We start from the raw sequence: 14,918 nt of genomic DNA, 5'->3' as shown, positions 1-14,918 counted from the left end.
CGAGCTCATGACCTGGGCAGAAACAGCCGGACAGAGTTAGAGTAACCGAACGATCGGTCGGGACAAGGGGGCCTGCCGCATCTGTGGAAAACCCCGTGCGGGAGGATCGCGCACATGACAGCACTCGACCTCAGCAGCCCCGTGGGAGTCGTCGGCACCGGCACCATGGGCCAGGGCATCGCCCAGGTCGCACTCGTCGCGGGCCATGCCGTACGGCTGTACGACGCCGTCCCCGGGCGGGCCCGAGACGCGGCCGCGGCGATCGGCGCCCGCCTCGACCGGCTCGTCGAGAAGGACCGGATGACGGCTGCCGCCAGGGACGCGGCCCGCGAGCGGCTGCTCCCCGCCGAAGAGCTCACGGAGTTCGCGGACTGCGCCCTGGTCGTGGAGGCCGTCCTGGAGCGCCTGGACGTCAAGCAGGAGCTGTTCCGCGCCCTGGAGGACATCGTCGGCGAGGACTGTCTGTTCGCCACCAACACGTCCTCCCTGTCGGTGACGGCCATCGGCGGAGGCCTGCGGGGCGCCGCCCGGCTGGTGGGCCTGCACTTCTTCAACCCGGCTCCGCTGATGCCGCTGGTCGAGGTGGTCTCCGGGTTCGCCACCGACGTCACGTCGGCCACGCGCGCGTACGAAACCGCCCGCGCCTGGGGCAAGACGCCGGTCGCCAGCGCGGACACCCCGGGCTTCATCGTGAACCGCATCGCGCGGCCCTTCTACGCCGAGGCGTTCGCGGTCTACGAGGCGCAGGCCGCCGACCCGGCCACCATCGACGCGGTGCTGCGGGAGAGCGGCGGCTTCCGGATGGGCGCCTTCGAGCTGACCGACCTGATCGGCCAGGACGTCAACGAGTCGGTCACGCAATCCGTGTGGCAGGCCTTCTTCCAGGACGTACGCTTCACGCCCTCCCTCGCCCAGCGCCGGCTGGTCGAGTCCGGCCGGCTCGGCCGCAAGACCGGGCACGGCTGGTACGACTACGCGGACGGCGAGGAGCGCTCCGAACCGCACACCGCCGAGCCGGCCCGGCCGCCCGCCTATGTCGTCGCCGAGGGCGGTCTGGGCCCGGCGGCCGAGCTGCTCCCGATGATCCGCGAGGCGGGCATCCAGGTCCGCGAGGAGGACGAGGACCACGGCACCCGCCTCGTCCTGCCCAGCGGCGGCCAGCTGGTGCTCACCGACGGCCAGACGTCGGTGGAGTTCCGGGACGTCGTCTACTTCGACCTCGCCCTCGACTACCGCCGCGCCACCCGTATCGCCCTGTCCGCGGGACACGACACCCTGCCCCAGACGCTCAGCGAGGCCATCGGCCTCTTCCAGGCGCTCGGCAAGCAGGTCAGCGTCATCGGTGACGTGCCCGGCATGATCGTCGCCCGGACGGTCGCCCGGATCGTCGACCTGGCGCACGACGCCGTCGCCAAGGGTGTGGCCACCGAGGAGGACATCGACACCGCGATGCGCCTGGGCGTCAACTACCCGCTCGGGCCCTTCGAGTGGAGCCGCCGCCTCGGCCGCGACTTCGCCTACGACCTCCTCGACGACCTGCATCTTCGTGATCCCAGCGGCCGCTACGCGCCCTCCCTCGCGCTCTACCGGCACGCCTACGCCACCGAGAAGCGGGAGGGCGCCTCATGACCACCGCCAAGCGTGACACCTACACCCCCGAGACCCTGCTCTCGGTGGCCGTCCAGGTCTTCAACGAGCGCGGCTACGACGGCACCTCCATGGAGCACCTCTCCAAGGCGGCCGGCATCTCCAAGTCGTCGATCTACCACCACGTCTCCGGCAAGGAGGAGCTGCTGCGCCGTGCGGTCAGCCGGGCGCTGGACGGTCTGTTCGGGATCCTCGACGAGGAGCACGGGCGCGTGGGCCCCGCCGCCGACCGCCTGGAGCACGTCGTACGGCGCATGGTCGAGGTGCTGGTCACCGAACTGCCCTATGTGACGCTGCTGCTGCGGGTGCGCGGCAACACCGACACCGAGCGGTGGGCGCTGGAGCGGCGCCGGGACTTCGACCACCGGGTGGCCGAGCTGCTGAAGGCGGCGGCCGCCGAGGGGGACATACGCGGCGACGTCGAAGTGCGGCTCGCGACCCGGCTGGTCTTCGGCATGGTCAACTCGGTCGTCGAGTGGTACCGCCCGGACGGGCGCGGCGCGAGCGAGCGCGAGGTCGCCGACGCCGTGGTGCGGCTGGCCTTCACGGGCCTGCGCGCACACTGACGTCAGCCGTCGTCCGGCTCCAGGTCCTCCTCCTCGAACACCAGCAGCGTGCGGGTGCTGAGCACCTCGGGGATGGCCTGGAGCCGGGTCAGCACCAGCTCGCGCAGCGCCTTGTTGTCGGGCGTGTGCACGAGCAGCAGGACGTCGAAGTCTCCGCCCACCAGGGCGATGTGGGAGGCGCCGGGCAGCTGGCGCAGCTGCTCCCGGACCGTGCGCCAGGTGTTCTGGACGATCTTCAGCGTGATGTAGGCCGAGGTGCCCTGGCCCGCCCGCTCGTGGTCCACCCGGGCCCCGAAACCGCGGATCACCCCGTCCTCGATGAGACGGTTGATACGCGCGTAGGCGTTGGCGCGCGAGACATGGACGCGTTCGGCGACCGACCGTATCGACGCGCGGCCGTCCGCCTGGAGGATCTGCAGGATGTCCTGATCGATGGCGTCCAGCGGGCGCGCGGGGGGCAGGGCTGTGCGATCCTGCGGGCTCTCGGCCATTTGTTCAGGAGCCATGTCCCCCCGCCTTCCTGCCGTGGACGTACTGCGTTCATTCCAGGTTGTGGAGAACCGTTTGTCCACAGCCTGAAGGTGCCTGTAGCCAAAATGTGCCGACGACCGAACAATCGGTAGGTGGGACGGGTCACAGCCGATCCGTCTCCCGTACCCCCATGAGGAGGTGCCGTCATGACGGTCATGGAGCAGCGCGGCGCGTACCGTCCGTCGCCGCCGCCCGCCTGGCAGCCCCGGACGGACCCCGCGCCGCTGCTGCCCGACGAGCGTCCGTACCGTGTCCTCGGCACGGAGGCGGCCGCCAAGGCCGACCCCGAGCTGCTGCGCCGGCTGTACACCCAGCTCGTGCGCGGCCGCAGGTACAACGCACAGGCCACCGCCCTCACCAAACAGGGCCGGCTCGCCGTCTACCCCTCCAGCACCGGCCAGGAGGCCTGCGAGGTCGCCGCCGCCCTCGCCCTTCAGGAGCGGGACTGGCTCTTCCCCAGCTACCGCGACACCCTCGCGGTGATCGCCCGGGGCGTGGACCCCGTCGAGGCGCTCACCCTGCTGCGCGGCGACTGGCACACCGGCTACGACCCCCACGCCCACCGTGTGGCCCCGCTCTCCACCCCGCTCGCCACCCAGCTCCCGCACGCCGTGGGCCTCGCCCATGCGGCCCGCCTCAAAGGGGACGACGTGGTCGCGCTCGCCATGGTCGGCGACGGCGGCACCAGCGAGGGTGACTTCCACGAGGCGCTGAACTTCGCCGCCGTCTGGCAGGCCCCGGTCGTCTTCCTGGTCCAGAACAACGGCTTCGCCATCTCCGTCCCGCTCGCCAAGCAGACCGCCGCCCCCTCCCTGGCCCACAAGGCCGTCGGCTACGGCATGCCGGGCCGCCTGGTCGACGGCAACGACGCGGCCGCCGTGCACGAAGTCCTCTCCGACGCCGTACGGCACGCGCGCGAGGGCGGCGGACCCACCCTGGTCGAGGCGGTGACCTACCGCATCGAGGCCCACACCAACGCCGACGACGCCACCCGCTACCGGGGTGACGCCGAGGTCGACGCCTGGCGGGACCACGACCCGATCCTGCTGCTTGAGCGCGAGCTGACCGACCGCGGGCTCCTGGACGAGGACATCGTGCGCCGGGCGCGCGAGGACGCCGAGACCATGGCCGCGGACCTGCGCGATCGCATGAACCGCGACCCGGAACTCGACCCCATGGACCTCTTCGACCAGGTCTACGCCGAGACCACCGGGCAACTGCGCGAACAGCGCGCCATGTTGCGGGCCGAGCTGGAAGCCGCGCAGAACGACCAGCGGGAAGGCGGCCACTGATGACCACCGTCGCCGTCAAGCCCGCCACCATGGCCCAGGCCCTCACCCGCGCGCTGCGCGACGCGATGGCCGCCGACCCGTCCGTGCACGTCATGGGCGAGGACGTCGGCGCCCTCGGCGGAGTCTTCCGGGTCACCGACGGCCTCGCCAAGGAGTTCGGCGAGACCCGCTGCACCGACACCCCTCTCGCGGAGGCCGGCATCCTCGGCACGGCGGTGGGCATGGCGATGTACGGACTGCGCCCGGTCGTTGAGATGCAGTTCGACGCCTTCGCCTACCCCGCCTTCGAGCAGCTCATCAGCCATGTCTCCCGGATGCGCAACCGCACCCGCGGCAGGATGCCCCTCCCGATCACCGTCCGTGTGCCCTACGGCGGCGGCATCGGCGGCGTGGAGCACCACAGCGACTCCTCCGAGGCCTACTACATGGCCACCCCCGGCCTGCACGTCGTCACCCCGGCCACCGTCGCCGACGCCTACGGCCTGCTGCGCAGGTCCATCGCCTCCGACGACCCGGTCGTCTTCCTCGAACCCAAGCGGCTGTACTGGTCCAAGGACTCCTGGAACCCCGAGCACCCGACGGACGTTGAACCCATCGGCCGCGCGGTGGTGCGCCGCACAGGGCGCAGCGCCACGCTCATCACCTACGGCCCGTCAGTACCGGTCTGTCTCGAAGCCGCCGAGGCCGGCCAGGCGGAGGGCTGGGACCTGGAAGTCGTCGACCTGCGCTCCCTGGTGCCGTTCGACGACGAGACGGTCTGCGCCTCGGTACGGCGCACCGGGCGAGCGGTCGTCGTACACGAGTCGGGCGGGTTCGGCGGACCGGGAGGGGAGATCGCGGCCCGGGTCACGGAGCGCTGCTTCCACCACCTGGAGGCGCCGGTGCTGCGCGTGGCCGGGTTCGACATTCCCTACCCGCCCCCGATGCTGGAGCGTCACCACCTGCCCGGTGTGGACCGCATCCTGGACGCGGTGGCGCGTCTGCAGTGGGAGGCCGAGGGCTGATGGCACAGGTGCTGGAGTTCAAACTGCCCGACCTCGGGGAGGGGCTCACCGAGGCGGTGATCGTCACCTGGCTGGTCCAGGTCGGCGAGGTCGTCGCGATCGACCAGCCGGTCGTCGAGGTCGAGACGGCCAAGGCGATGGTCGAGGTTCCCTGCCCCTACGGCGGTGTGGTCACCGCCCGCTTCGGCGAGGAGGGCACCGAACTGCCCGTCGGCGCCCCGCTGCTGACGGTCGCCGTCGGCGAGGCGGCCACGGTCCCCGAGGCGGAGGGCTCCGGCAACGTCCTGGTGGGCTACGGCACGGGGACGCCTCCGGAGCGCCGCCGACGAGTCCGTACGTCCGCCCCGGAGCGGGCCAACGGCACGACCGGCCGGAGCACCGACCCGGAACGGCCGCACCAGGTCGCCGCGCCGGAAGCAGCGGCCCACCCGCGCGTGCCCGTACCGCCCGCCGCGCTCACCGACGGCCCTGCCCCGGTGATCTCCCCGCTGGTGCGCCGCCTGGCCCGCGACAACGGCCTCGACCTGCGCCGGCTGGAGGGCTCGGGCCCCGAAGGGCTCATCCTCCGCGCCGACGTCGAGGACGCCCTGCGCGCCAACGCGGCCCGCGCGGGCGCCAGGACCGCACCGCCCGAGTCCGCGGGCACCCGCACACCCCTCAAGGGCATCCGGGGCGTGGTCGCCGACAAACTCTCCCGCAGCCGCCGGGAGATCCCCGACGCGACCTGCTGGGTGGACGCCGACGCGACGGAGCTGATGCGCGCGCGGACCGCGATGAACGCGACGGCGGGCCCGAAGATCTCCCTCCTCGCGCTCCTCGCCCGGATCTGCACCGCCGCCCTGGCCCGTCACCCCGAGCTGAACTCCTACGTCGACGTCGAGGCCCGCGAGATCGTCCAGCTCGACCAGGTCCACCTGGGCTTCGCCGCCCAGACCGAGCGGGGCCTGGTCGTCCCGGTGGTCCGGGACGCCCACACCCGCGACGCCGAGTCCCTCACGGCGGAGTTCGCCCGCCTCACCGAGTCCGCCCACGCCGGAGCCCTGACCCCGGCGGAACTCACCGGCGGCACCTTCACGTTGAACAACTACGGCGTCTTCGGCGTCGACGGCTCCACCCCGATCATCAACCACCCCGAGGCGGCGATGCTGGGAGTGGGCCGCATCGTCCCGAAGCCATGGGTCCACGAGGGCGAGCTGGCGGTCCGCCAAGTCGTCCAGCTTTCCCTCACCTTCGACCACCGGGTCTGCGACGGCGGCACAGCAGGCGGCTTCCTGCGCTTCGTGGCCGACTGCGTGGAAAACCCGGCGGTACTTCTCAGAACGGTCTGACTGCAGCGCGCCCCTCAGGGGCGCGGGGAACTGCGCGACCAGCCACGACGCACCCGCACTCGCGCACGCACACACAGCCCCGCCCCCTTGGGCGCCACACCACCACCTGTTCCCCGTGATCAGAACGCACCCCATACTCGAAAGGTGACCGACACCGAGCCGCAGCCCCACGACGCGATCGTGCTGGCCGGCGGCGCCGCGAAGCGGCTCGGCGGGGCCGACAAACCTTCCGTCCGAGTAGGCGGCCGCCCCCTGCTCGACCGTGTCCTCGCGGCCTGCGCCGGCGCGCGGCGGACCGTCGTCGTGGCCACCCCCCGCCCCACCTCGCGCCCGGTTCACTGGACCCGCGAGGACCCCCCGGGCGGCGGCCCGGTCGCCGCCCTCGACGCCGGCCTGCGTCACACCGCCGCCGGCTGCGCGGTCGTCCTCTCCGCCGACCTCCCGTTCCTCGAAGAGGCGACGGTGGGGCGCCTGTTGTCCGCCCTGCACACCTCCGGCGCGGACGCGGCGCTGCTCACCGACGCCGACGGCAGGGACCAACCCCTCGTGGCGGCCTACCGCACGCCGGCGCTGCGCCACGCACTGTCGGCCCTGGCCGAAGGCGACCGCGGCCTCACCGGCCTCCCCCTTCGGCGCCTGACCGCCGTACTGAACATCACCCGCGTCCCGGACCCGCTCGCGTCCTTCGACTGCGACACCTGGGACGACATCGCCGACGCCAGGGCACGCATCAGGGAGCATGGGCACGTGTTGGATGAATGGATCTCCGCAGTCAAGGACGAGCTGGGCATCGACCTGGACGTCGACACCCGCGTCCTGCTCGATCTGGCCCGGGACGCCGCGCACGGTGTGGCCCGCCCGGCCGCTCCGCTGACCACGTTCCTCGTCGGCTACGCGGCAGCGCAGGGCAAGGGCGGACCCGAGGCGGTCGCCGACGCGGCCCGCAAGGCCGTCGCGCTGGCCCTGCGCTGGGAGGAAGAGGCGAACTCTCCCGAGCAGCAGCCGGCTCCGGAGCAGCCCGCTTCCGGTGAATCCGGCTCCGCCGAGCCGGCCTCCGACACCCCCGCCCCCGGGCCCGGCCGGTGACGGCCCCCGGGATCCGGGCCGGCGCGACCCCCACGGACACCGACGACGATCTCGACGTCGAGGAGGCGCTCGCCCTCGTGAGAGAGCCCCGACAACCCCGAGAGGGCGCGCCCCCCGCGTCCGCCTCCCACGGCGAGCACGCCTCCGGCGGCCGGTCGGCGTACCGTCACCGCGCCACCCCCTGGCCCCGGGCCCGCGAGATCGCCGCCCGCGCCGCCCGCTCCGGCGCCCGCCGGGCCCCCGTCTCCGTGCCGCTCACGGGCGCCCTCGGACTGACCCTCGCCGCCCCGCTGGACGCACTCACCGACCTGCCCTCCTTCGACACCTCCGCGATGGACGGCTGGGCGGTCGCGGGCCCTGGCCCCTGGCAGGTGCGCGAGCAGGGCGTACTGGCCGGGCATGCGCAGCCCGAGCCGCTCACCGACGGCGAGGCGGTCCGGATCGCGACCGGCGCCCGGGTCCCGGCGGACACCACCGCCGTGCTCCGCAGCGAGCACGGCCGCATCGACACCCAGGGACGGCTGCATCCCACCCGCGAGACCGCCCACGGCCAGGACATCCGCCCGCGCGGCCAGGAATGCCGTACCGGCGACCAGTTGCTGCCCGTCGGCACCCTGGTCACCCCGGCAGTTCTCGGCCTCGCCGCGGCGGCCGGGTACGACACCGTCACCGCCGTCCCCCGGCCCCGCGCCGAAGTCCTAGTCCTGGGCGACGAGTTGCTGACCGAGGGGCTTCCGCGCGAAGGGCTCATCCGGGATGCGCTCGGCCCGATGCTGCCGCCCTGGCTGCGGGCGCTCGGCGCCGAGGTGACCGCCGTACGCCGGATCGGCGACGACGCCAAGGCCCTGCACCGGGCGATCACCTCGTCCAAGGCCGATCTCGTCGTCACCACGGGCGGCACCGCCTCCGGTCCGGTGGACCATGTCCACCCCACGCTGGAGCGCATCGGCGCCGAACTCCTCGTCGACGGCGTCCAGGTGCGGCCCGGTCACCCCATGCTGCTGGCCCGTATCAAGCAGAACCAGCACCTCGTCGGCCTCCCCGGCAACCCCCTCGCCGCCGTCTCCGGCCTGCTCACCCTCGCCGAACCCCTGCTGCGCACCCTCGCCGCCCACCCGGCCCCCGAGCCGTACGCAGTGCCGCTGGCGGAGACGACGCACGGCCACCCGTACGACACCCGGCTCATCCCGGTTGTCCTGCGTGGTGACGCCGCCGTCCCGCTGCACTACAACGGCCCGGCGATGCTCCGTGGCATCGCCGCAGCCGACGGGCTCGCGGTCGTACCGCCGGGCGGGGCACAACGGGGTGAGGAGACGGAACTCCTTGACCTGCCGTGGGCGACCGCGGGTATCGGGGTGTGTTTCACGTGAAACGTCCGAGCCGTCACGGGTGAATGTCGTCCAGACTGCCGACGATCACCACGGACGGCGGACGTGAAGGTGTCGGCACCTGGATGAGAATGGGGACGTAGACCATGTCGCCGTGTCTGAACTCGGCCTTCCAGGAGTTCCGGTAGCACACGATCGTGTGCGGGCTGTGGTGTGTCGCATAACACTGAAGGGCCGACTTCGGGGATGCCCCGGCGCTTGACGCGCCCTGTGCGCCAAACACCGCACAGCAGGTGAGTGCGGCTATGAGGCTGATGCTGCGGAATGCTGATCTCTGCATTCTCATCACCCGTGCGGTTGCGTGTGATCGGAATCGTGGACTTTCCGGGCGGCTTCCTGGCGTGTGTGGACGCCGAGTTTGGCCAGTACCGCGCCCACGTGATGCCCAGCGGTCTTGGGGGCGATATAGAGACGGGCGGCGATCTCGGCGTCCGACAAGCCCTCGTGCAGCAGCTTGAGGACGTCCATTTCCCGGATGGTCAGCCCGTACGGGTTGGACCGGGTGGCCGCCCGCGGGCCGCGCCGGATCGGGCGGACACCGCGGGAACGCATCATGGCGCGGGTGCGCCCCACGGCCGCCCGGGCCCCGAGGGCCTCGAAGGTGGCCAACGCCTGGTGCAGCGCGGACGCGTCGCCGGACAGGCGGACCAGCGCGGCATGGTACGGGCGGCCGAGTCCGTCCCACTGGGCCGCGGCGCCGGCCCAGTCGCCGGCCAGCTCCAGCGCGTAGGGTCCTGCCGCGGCCACGGGCGGCGGCACTCCTCCGACGCGGCGGACCCAGCAGGCCAGGGGCCCGGACAACCAGGGGTGGCCACGATTCGCCAACGCGTCCAGACCGCGTTGTGCCTCTGCCTGCACCAGCTCGTGGTCACCGAGCAGCCAGGCCGTCTCGACGCGGGCCTCCCACCCCAGGCCTGTGTCCAGCAGACAGTCGGAGTCGACGAGGCTCGCCGCCTGCTCCAGCAGCGGCCAGACCTGAGCCTTGCCCTGGCGGGCCCGCACCAGACCCAGCACGGTCAGGGCCAGGGACCGGACCACCGGTGGCGAGCCGGGGTGGGACAAGACGTTCTGCGCGGCCTCGGCGGCCTCGGCGCACAGGCCCCGGTTCAGCAGGCCCCAGCTGTTCCAGGCCCTTGTGCACAGCAGGTAGGACAGCAGTCCGTGATCCAGGCAATACGCCTCCGCCCGGTCCACGGCCGCCGCGGTCCGGTCGGTATCACCCTGCAGCACCGTGAACCAGGACATGATGAGCGCCAGAAGACCCGCGTCCTCCGGCAGATCCTGTGCCATCGCGCTGGACACCGCCTTTTCGCAGTTCTCCCAGCCGGCTCCCTGGTCCAACATGCGTGCCGCCGAGGCATGGAAGCGGGCCTGTACGACGGCCCCCGCATCGCCGAAGCGCTCGCCCAGAGCGATCGTCTTCTCGGCGTAGGCGGCGGTCACCGCCACCGGCTCATGTTCGTAGCAGGCCAGTTGGCAGAGGTTCAGGTATGCCCTGGCCAGTTCCCGGCCCGGCTCCAGGCCTTCGAGCACCCGCACGGCAGCCTGGCCGGTGCGTCTGGCCTCGACAGTCCGCCCGATCAGCCACAGCCAGCACGACAGCCAGCGCAGGTCGTCCCCCTCGTGCCGCCGGTCGCCCAGGGCACGGCGCAGCTTGACCGCCCTGCGGCCGGAAGCGATCCCCTCATCCAACTGACTGGACAGGAGACATGCCTGCGAATGGCCCTCCAGCAGGTCGGTCCGTCGGTCGGTCGGCAGACGGTCGGCGTACCGCAGGGCGCGGGCGTACTGCGCGGCCGCCTCCCGGTGCGCACCCGACGCGGCAGCGTGGGTGGCCGCGTCGGGCGCGTACTCCAGGACGGCAACCGGATCCCCGGCACCTTCGGCATGATCGGCCAGCAGCGCCAGATCATCCGCGGCGATCGGGCGGGACCGCATCGCCGCCAGCACCTGCCGGTGCACCTGCAGACGGTGAGCGGCGGGAACGGACTCGAGCACCGCCAGCCGGGTCAGCTCGTGGCGGAACTCGGTCACCTGACCGTCGGTTCGCACGATTCCAGCGGCCACGGCCTCGTCGAGCGTCTCCTCCAGGCCCGGCAGCATGCTGGCCAACAACGGCAGCGCGACCCGGCGCCCCAGGACGGCCAGCACGTCGACGGCCCGGCGAGCCGTGGCCGTCAGACCGGCCAGGCGGCCGGCGACGGCCTCGCGCACGGTGGCCGGGATGAACTCGGCGGGGGCGGCCAGGATCTGGGTGACGATGAACGGGTTGCCGCCGGAGACGCGGTACACCTGCTCGGCGTCCACGGCGTGTCCGGCAGCCAGCCGGCCCACGGCCCGACGGCTCAGCGGGGCCAGGTCGTGGCGGCACACCCAGGGATAGGCGGCCAGGGTGCCGAGGAGAGCGGTCAGGTCGTGGGTGCGGCCGATCTCGTCGTCCCGGTAGGTGGCCACCACCAACGCCGGAACGCTGGGCAGCCGCCGGGCCAGGTGTCGCAGCAGGTCCATCGTGGCCTCATCGGCCCAGTGAACGTCCTCCACGACGAGCAGGCTGGGGTAGGCGTTCAGGTCGGCCAGCAGGCAGTCGAAGACCTCGTCGGGACGGCAGGTACCCGCCAGGGCCCCGGCAACGACGGTGCGTGCCGCCTGGCCCAGGCGAGGGGCCAGATCCATCAGGGGGCCCAGGGGGCGGGGTACGGCCAGCGGGTCGCAGGCGCCGACCAGGATCCGGATGTGGGGATCGGCCAGCTGGGCCAGACGGTTGACCACGGTGGTCTTCCCGATACCGGCCTCGCCGCGCACAAGGGCCAGACGTCCAGGGCCGCTCACGGCATCCTGCAGGTGGCTGGTGAGGTCCTGGAGCAAAGCCTCTCGCTCTAGCAGGTTCATTACCAGCCAGTTTCCGCCTGTGGCCGGAGCTGCGCAAAAGATCCGGCCGGGGTTCCGAGGCTGAGATGTGGGGTACGCCGAGTGCAATTTGGGGTCTCCGCCCGATGTGCCCCCGTCCACGGCAGGGCACGATTCCAGGAGAGATTGCGGAGGCCCGTGTTTCGCGAATGAGACACGTAAAGCTGTCCTCCGCCGTCCGAATTGGGCCGCAAATCGAAACGGTCCCTCACATCGAGAAGGAATTGCCATGATCAAGAAGATCGCAAAACGCACAGCGGTACTGACGGCATCGGCCGCACTGGCCGCAGGAGGCGCCCTGGCGCCTTCCACCGCCTTCGCCGCCCCGACGCCCACCGGCGTTCACGCCGTGGTGCCGAGTGACAACGGTGGAGGCCACGGCAACAAGCACCACAACAACAACAATAACAACAACAACGGAGGCCGGAACAACAACAATAACAACAACAACGGCGGAGGCGGGAACAACAACAACAATAACAACAACAACGGCGGAGGCGGGAACAACAACAACAATAACAACAACAACGGAGGCCGGAACAACAACAACAATAACAACAACAACGGCGGCAGGGGCGCGAACAACAACAATAACAACAACAACGGCGGCGGGGGCGCGAACAACAACAACAATAACAACAACGGCGGCGGGGGCGCGAACAACAACAACAATAACAACAACGGCGGCGGGGGCGCGAACAACAACAACAATAACAACAACGGCGGCGGGGGCGCGAACAACAACAATAACAACAACAACGGCGGCGGGGGCGGGAACAACAACAACAATAACAACAACGGCGGCGGGGGCGCGAACAACAACAATAACAACAACGGGTGAAGTTCAGAGTCTGGCGGCCGGTGGTGCAGATCCACGCGGCCGCCGGACTGGTTCGGCGTACGGACCTCAGCTTTGGTGGCAGTTGATGTTCTGATTTCCGCGGAACTTGTGCCCGGTTCCGGCCTGGCCTGTCGGATAGCAGACCTGGAAGTTGAAAAGTGACTTACCCAGAAGCGGGACGATCCCCCCGTCGCCTTGGGTCGGTGTGTCGCCGTTGTTGTTGTTATTGTTGTTGTTCGTCCTGCCCGAGTTGTTGTTATTGTTGTTGTTCGGGCCGCCGGTGGCGTTGTTATTGTTGTTATTGTTGGTGCTTTGGGTTCCGGTCGCCGCGTCGCCCAGTCCGGCGAGTCCCGTCGGTTGGAAGACCCGCAGGAGTGGAATGCTGTCCAGAAGCGGGATCGATCCGCCGGCGCTTTGCGCCTGGGCGCCACCGGCGCTGATGAGAATCGCCGCCGTCGCAGCGGTGCTGATGGTGGCAAGCCGCTTGGTGAGCTTCACTCGATCGACCTTTCGTCGTCCCTGTGTGGAATCTTGGCTTTAATGAACAGGATGGCGACGGCAGGCTTTGAATGATTACTAGGCACGCGGCAGCCGCCGCCTTTTCCCCCGTACAGCCTCAGAATCCGTGACGCGACCATGAGCGGGTGTGAGAAGAGCCGAGGGAGCGGTCGAGGGAGCCGCGGCCGCCGGACGGAGAGTAGCGTCGCCGTATGCATGCGATCACGATTCCCGAACCTGGTGGGCCCGAGGCGCTGGTGTGGGACGAGGTCCCCGATCCCGTACCCGGCGAGGGCGAGGTGCTGGTCGAGGTGGTGGCCAGTGCGGTCAACCGCGCCGACATCATGCAACGGCAGGGCTTCTACGACCCGCCGCCGGGCGCGTCTCCCTATCCCGGTCTGGAGTGCTCCGGGCGCATCGCCGCGCTCGGGCCCGGTGTCTCCGGCTGGTCGGTCGGCGACGAGGTGTGCGCGCTGCTCGCGGGCGGCGGCTACGCCCAGAAGGTCGCCGTCCCGGCCGGGCAGCTGCTGCCGGTGCCGGAGGGGCTGGACCTCAGACAGGCCGCCGCGCTCCCCGAGGTGGTCTGCACGGTCTGGTCGAACGTCTTCATGATCTCCCATCTGCGCCCGGGCGAGACGCTGCTCGTGCATGGCGGCTCCAGCGGTATCGGCACCATGGCGATCCAGCTGGGGCGCGCGATCGGGGCCAAGGTCGCGGTCACCGCGGGTACGAAGGAGAAGCTGGACTTCTGTGCCGAGCTCGGCGCGGACATCCTGGTCAACTACCGCGAGCAGGACTTCGTCGCCGAGGTGAAGCAGGCCACGGCCGGCGCGGGTGCCGACGTCATCCTCGACAACATGGGCGCCAAGTACCTGGACCGGAACGTGCAGGCCCTCGCCGTCAACGGGCGGCTCGCGATCATCGGTCTGCAGGGTGGTGCCAAGGGCGAGCTGAACATCGGTGCGCTGCTCGGCAAGCGGGCCGCGGTCAGCGCGACCTCGCTGCGCGCCCGTCCGCTCGCCGAGAAGGCGGCCATCGTCGCGGCCGCGCGGGAGCATGTGTGGCCGCTGATCGCCCAGGGCCATGTCCGTCCGGTCGTCGACCGGGAGCTGCCGATGGCGGAGGCGGCACAGGCACAGCGGGTGGTGGAGGCGAGCGAACACATCGGCAAGGTCCTCCTCGTCGCCCCATAGCCCCGCCGCAGCCGCAGGCCGTCGGCCCCTAGCTCCGCCGCACCCGCAGACCGATGAAGGCCAGACCGAGTCCGAGGCCGATCAGGACCAGGCCGCTGCCCAGCGGAAGGATCTGCAGCACGGGCTCGGTGTCGCCGTCCTCGGTGTGCGTGACGGCCTGCTGGGCGGGCCGTGCCTGCTGGGACTGGGTGGGCGGCACCAGGTCGGCCTCCCGGGGCGGCTGCGCGGAGGCGGCGCCCGGGCTCTCGGCACCGATCTCCGCCGGCTCCGTCGCCGTCTCCTCGTCGGTGCCGTCCCGGTCCCCGTCCTCGTCCCCGTCCGGGTCCTGTCCCTCGATCTTCACCGCCGGTCCCTGGGGCCGTCCCGGCCGTGTCCGGCCCTCACCTGCCAGGGTCCCGGCCCGGGACGGAGCGGGGGTGGCCGAGGCGCGGGCGGAGTCCGAGGGCTGGGGATCGGGACCGTATGCGACGGCCGTGTCGCACGGCAGCAGGATCGCCGCGAGCACGAGCAGCAGACGGACCGGCGTGAGCCGTACGCCGTCGAGAGGGAATTGCAGCCTTGGAGTCACGTCGGTGACCTCCTGGAGCACGGTTGTCGTCAGGGCCGACGCCCACCAGCCTCACATTCGATGGCAAAA

Annotated in this window: 13 protein-coding genes; 9 read left to right on the top strand and 4 right to left on the bottom strand. The window is 71.2% G+C overall.

The features are described 5' to 3' along the window. Positions 1-114 precede the first annotated feature (114 nt). On the top strand, positions 115-1,629 hold the full coding sequence (locus tag EDD90_RS27540; RefSeq protein ID WP_123975672.1) for a 3-hydroxyacyl-CoA dehydrogenase: 1,515 nt from the start codon (positions 115-117) through the stop codon (positions 1,627-1,629). Then, positions 1,626-2,213 carry a TetR/AcrR family transcriptional regulator gene (locus EDD90_RS27535; protein WP_123975671.1) on the top strand — a complete coding sequence of 196 codons (588 nt, stop codon included), beginning with the start codon at positions 1,626-1,628 and terminating at the stop codon, positions 2,211-2,213. The genes EDD90_RS27540 and EDD90_RS27535 overlap by 4 nt, the downstream gene beginning before the upstream one ends. 2 nt (positions 2,214-2,215) lie before the next feature. Here the strand turns inward: EDD90_RS27535 and EDD90_RS27530 are convergent, their stop codons facing one another. Beyond that, positions 2,216-2,704 (bottom strand): Lrp/AsnC family transcriptional regulator, encoded by a 489-nt coding sequence (locus EDD90_RS27530; protein ID WP_123981707.1) that lies wholly within the window; start codon positions 2,702-2,704, stop codon positions 2,216-2,218. A gap of 186 nt (positions 2,705-2,890) precedes the next feature. Here EDD90_RS27530 and pdhA point away from each other — a divergent pair, with 186 nt between their 5' ends. The 5 genes from pdhA to EDD90_RS27505 all read left to right on the top strand — a co-directional run bounded on the left by pdhA (position 2,891) and on the right by EDD90_RS27505 (position 8,824). Continuing rightward, positions 2,891-4,036: a pyruvate dehydrogenase (acetyl-transferring) E1 component subunit alpha gene (gene pdhA / locus EDD90_RS27525; protein ID WP_123975670.1), complete on the top strand. Its 1,146-nt coding sequence runs from the start codon at positions 2,891-2,893 to the stop codon at positions 4,034-4,036. Continuing rightward, positions 4,036-5,040, top strand: coding sequence for an alpha-ketoacid dehydrogenase subunit beta (locus tag EDD90_RS27520; protein ID WP_123975669.1), 1,005 nt, complete (start codon positions 4,036-4,038; stop codon positions 5,038-5,040). The genes pdhA and EDD90_RS27520 overlap by 1 nt, the downstream gene beginning before the upstream one ends. Continuing rightward, positions 5,040-6,368, top strand: a complete 1,329-nt coding sequence (locus EDD90_RS27515) for a dihydrolipoamide acetyltransferase family protein (protein WP_123975668.1) — start codon at positions 5,040-5,042, stop codon at positions 6,366-6,368. The genes EDD90_RS27520 and EDD90_RS27515 overlap by 1 nt, the downstream gene beginning before the upstream one ends. 144 nt (positions 6,369-6,512) lie before the next feature. Next, the gene (locus EDD90_RS27510; protein WP_123975667.1) at positions 6,513-7,454 is read left to right on the top strand and encodes an NTP transferase domain-containing protein; all 942 of its coding nucleotides are present in this window, start codon (positions 6,513-6,515) and stop codon (positions 7,452-7,454) included. Further along, positions 7,451-8,824, top strand: coding sequence for a molybdopterin molybdotransferase MoeA (locus EDD90_RS27505; protein ID WP_123975666.1), 1,374 nt, complete (start codon positions 7,451-7,453; stop codon positions 8,822-8,824). The genes EDD90_RS27510 and EDD90_RS27505 overlap by 4 nt, the downstream gene beginning before the upstream one ends. A gap of 303 nt (positions 8,825-9,127) precedes the next feature. On the opposite strand, the gene EDD90_RS27500 is transcribed toward EDD90_RS27505, so the two are convergent. Further along, positions 9,128-11,731: an AAA family ATPase gene (locus tag EDD90_RS27500; RefSeq protein WP_123975665.1), complete on the bottom strand. Its 2,604-nt coding sequence runs from the start codon at positions 11,729-11,731 to the stop codon at positions 9,128-9,130. Positions 11,732-11,978: 247 nt separating this feature from the next. Between EDD90_RS27500 and EDD90_RS55680 the strand changes: the two genes are divergently transcribed. Next, positions 11,979-12,590 carry a hypothetical protein gene (locus tag EDD90_RS55680; RefSeq protein WP_185149245.1) on the top strand — a complete coding sequence of 204 codons (612 nt, stop codon included), beginning with the start codon at positions 11,979-11,981 and terminating at the stop codon, positions 12,588-12,590. A gap of 66 nt (positions 12,591-12,656) precedes the next feature. Here EDD90_RS55680 and EDD90_RS55675 read toward each other — a convergent pair whose 3' ends face one another. After that, a complete protein-coding gene (locus EDD90_RS55675) occupies positions 12,657-13,088 on the bottom strand; it encodes a hypothetical protein (protein WP_185149244.1) in 432 nt (143 codons plus the stop codon). Positions 13,089-13,300: 212 nt separating this feature from the next. On the opposite strand from EDD90_RS55675, the gene EDD90_RS27485 reads away from it, so the two are divergent. After that, positions 13,301-14,281, top strand: coding sequence for an NAD(P)H-quinone oxidoreductase (locus EDD90_RS27485; protein ID WP_123975664.1), 981 nt, complete (start codon positions 13,301-13,303; stop codon positions 14,279-14,281). Between the two features lie 28 nt (positions 14,282-14,309). Here the strand turns inward: EDD90_RS27485 and EDD90_RS27480 are convergent, their stop codons facing one another. Beyond that, a complete protein-coding gene (locus EDD90_RS27480; protein ID WP_123975663.1) occupies positions 14,310-14,849 on the bottom strand; it encodes a hypothetical protein in 540 nt (179 codons plus the stop codon). Positions 14,850-14,918: the final 69 nt, after the last annotated feature.

It is taken from the genome of Streptomyces sp. Ag109_O5-1, from assembly GCF_003814875.1.
GTDB lineage: Bacteria > Actinomycetota > Actinomycetes > Streptomycetales > Streptomycetaceae > Streptomyces > Streptomyces sasae.
The sequence above is the reverse complement of the archived record's forward strand: the minus strand, read 5'-3'. Positions and strand labels throughout refer to the sequence as shown.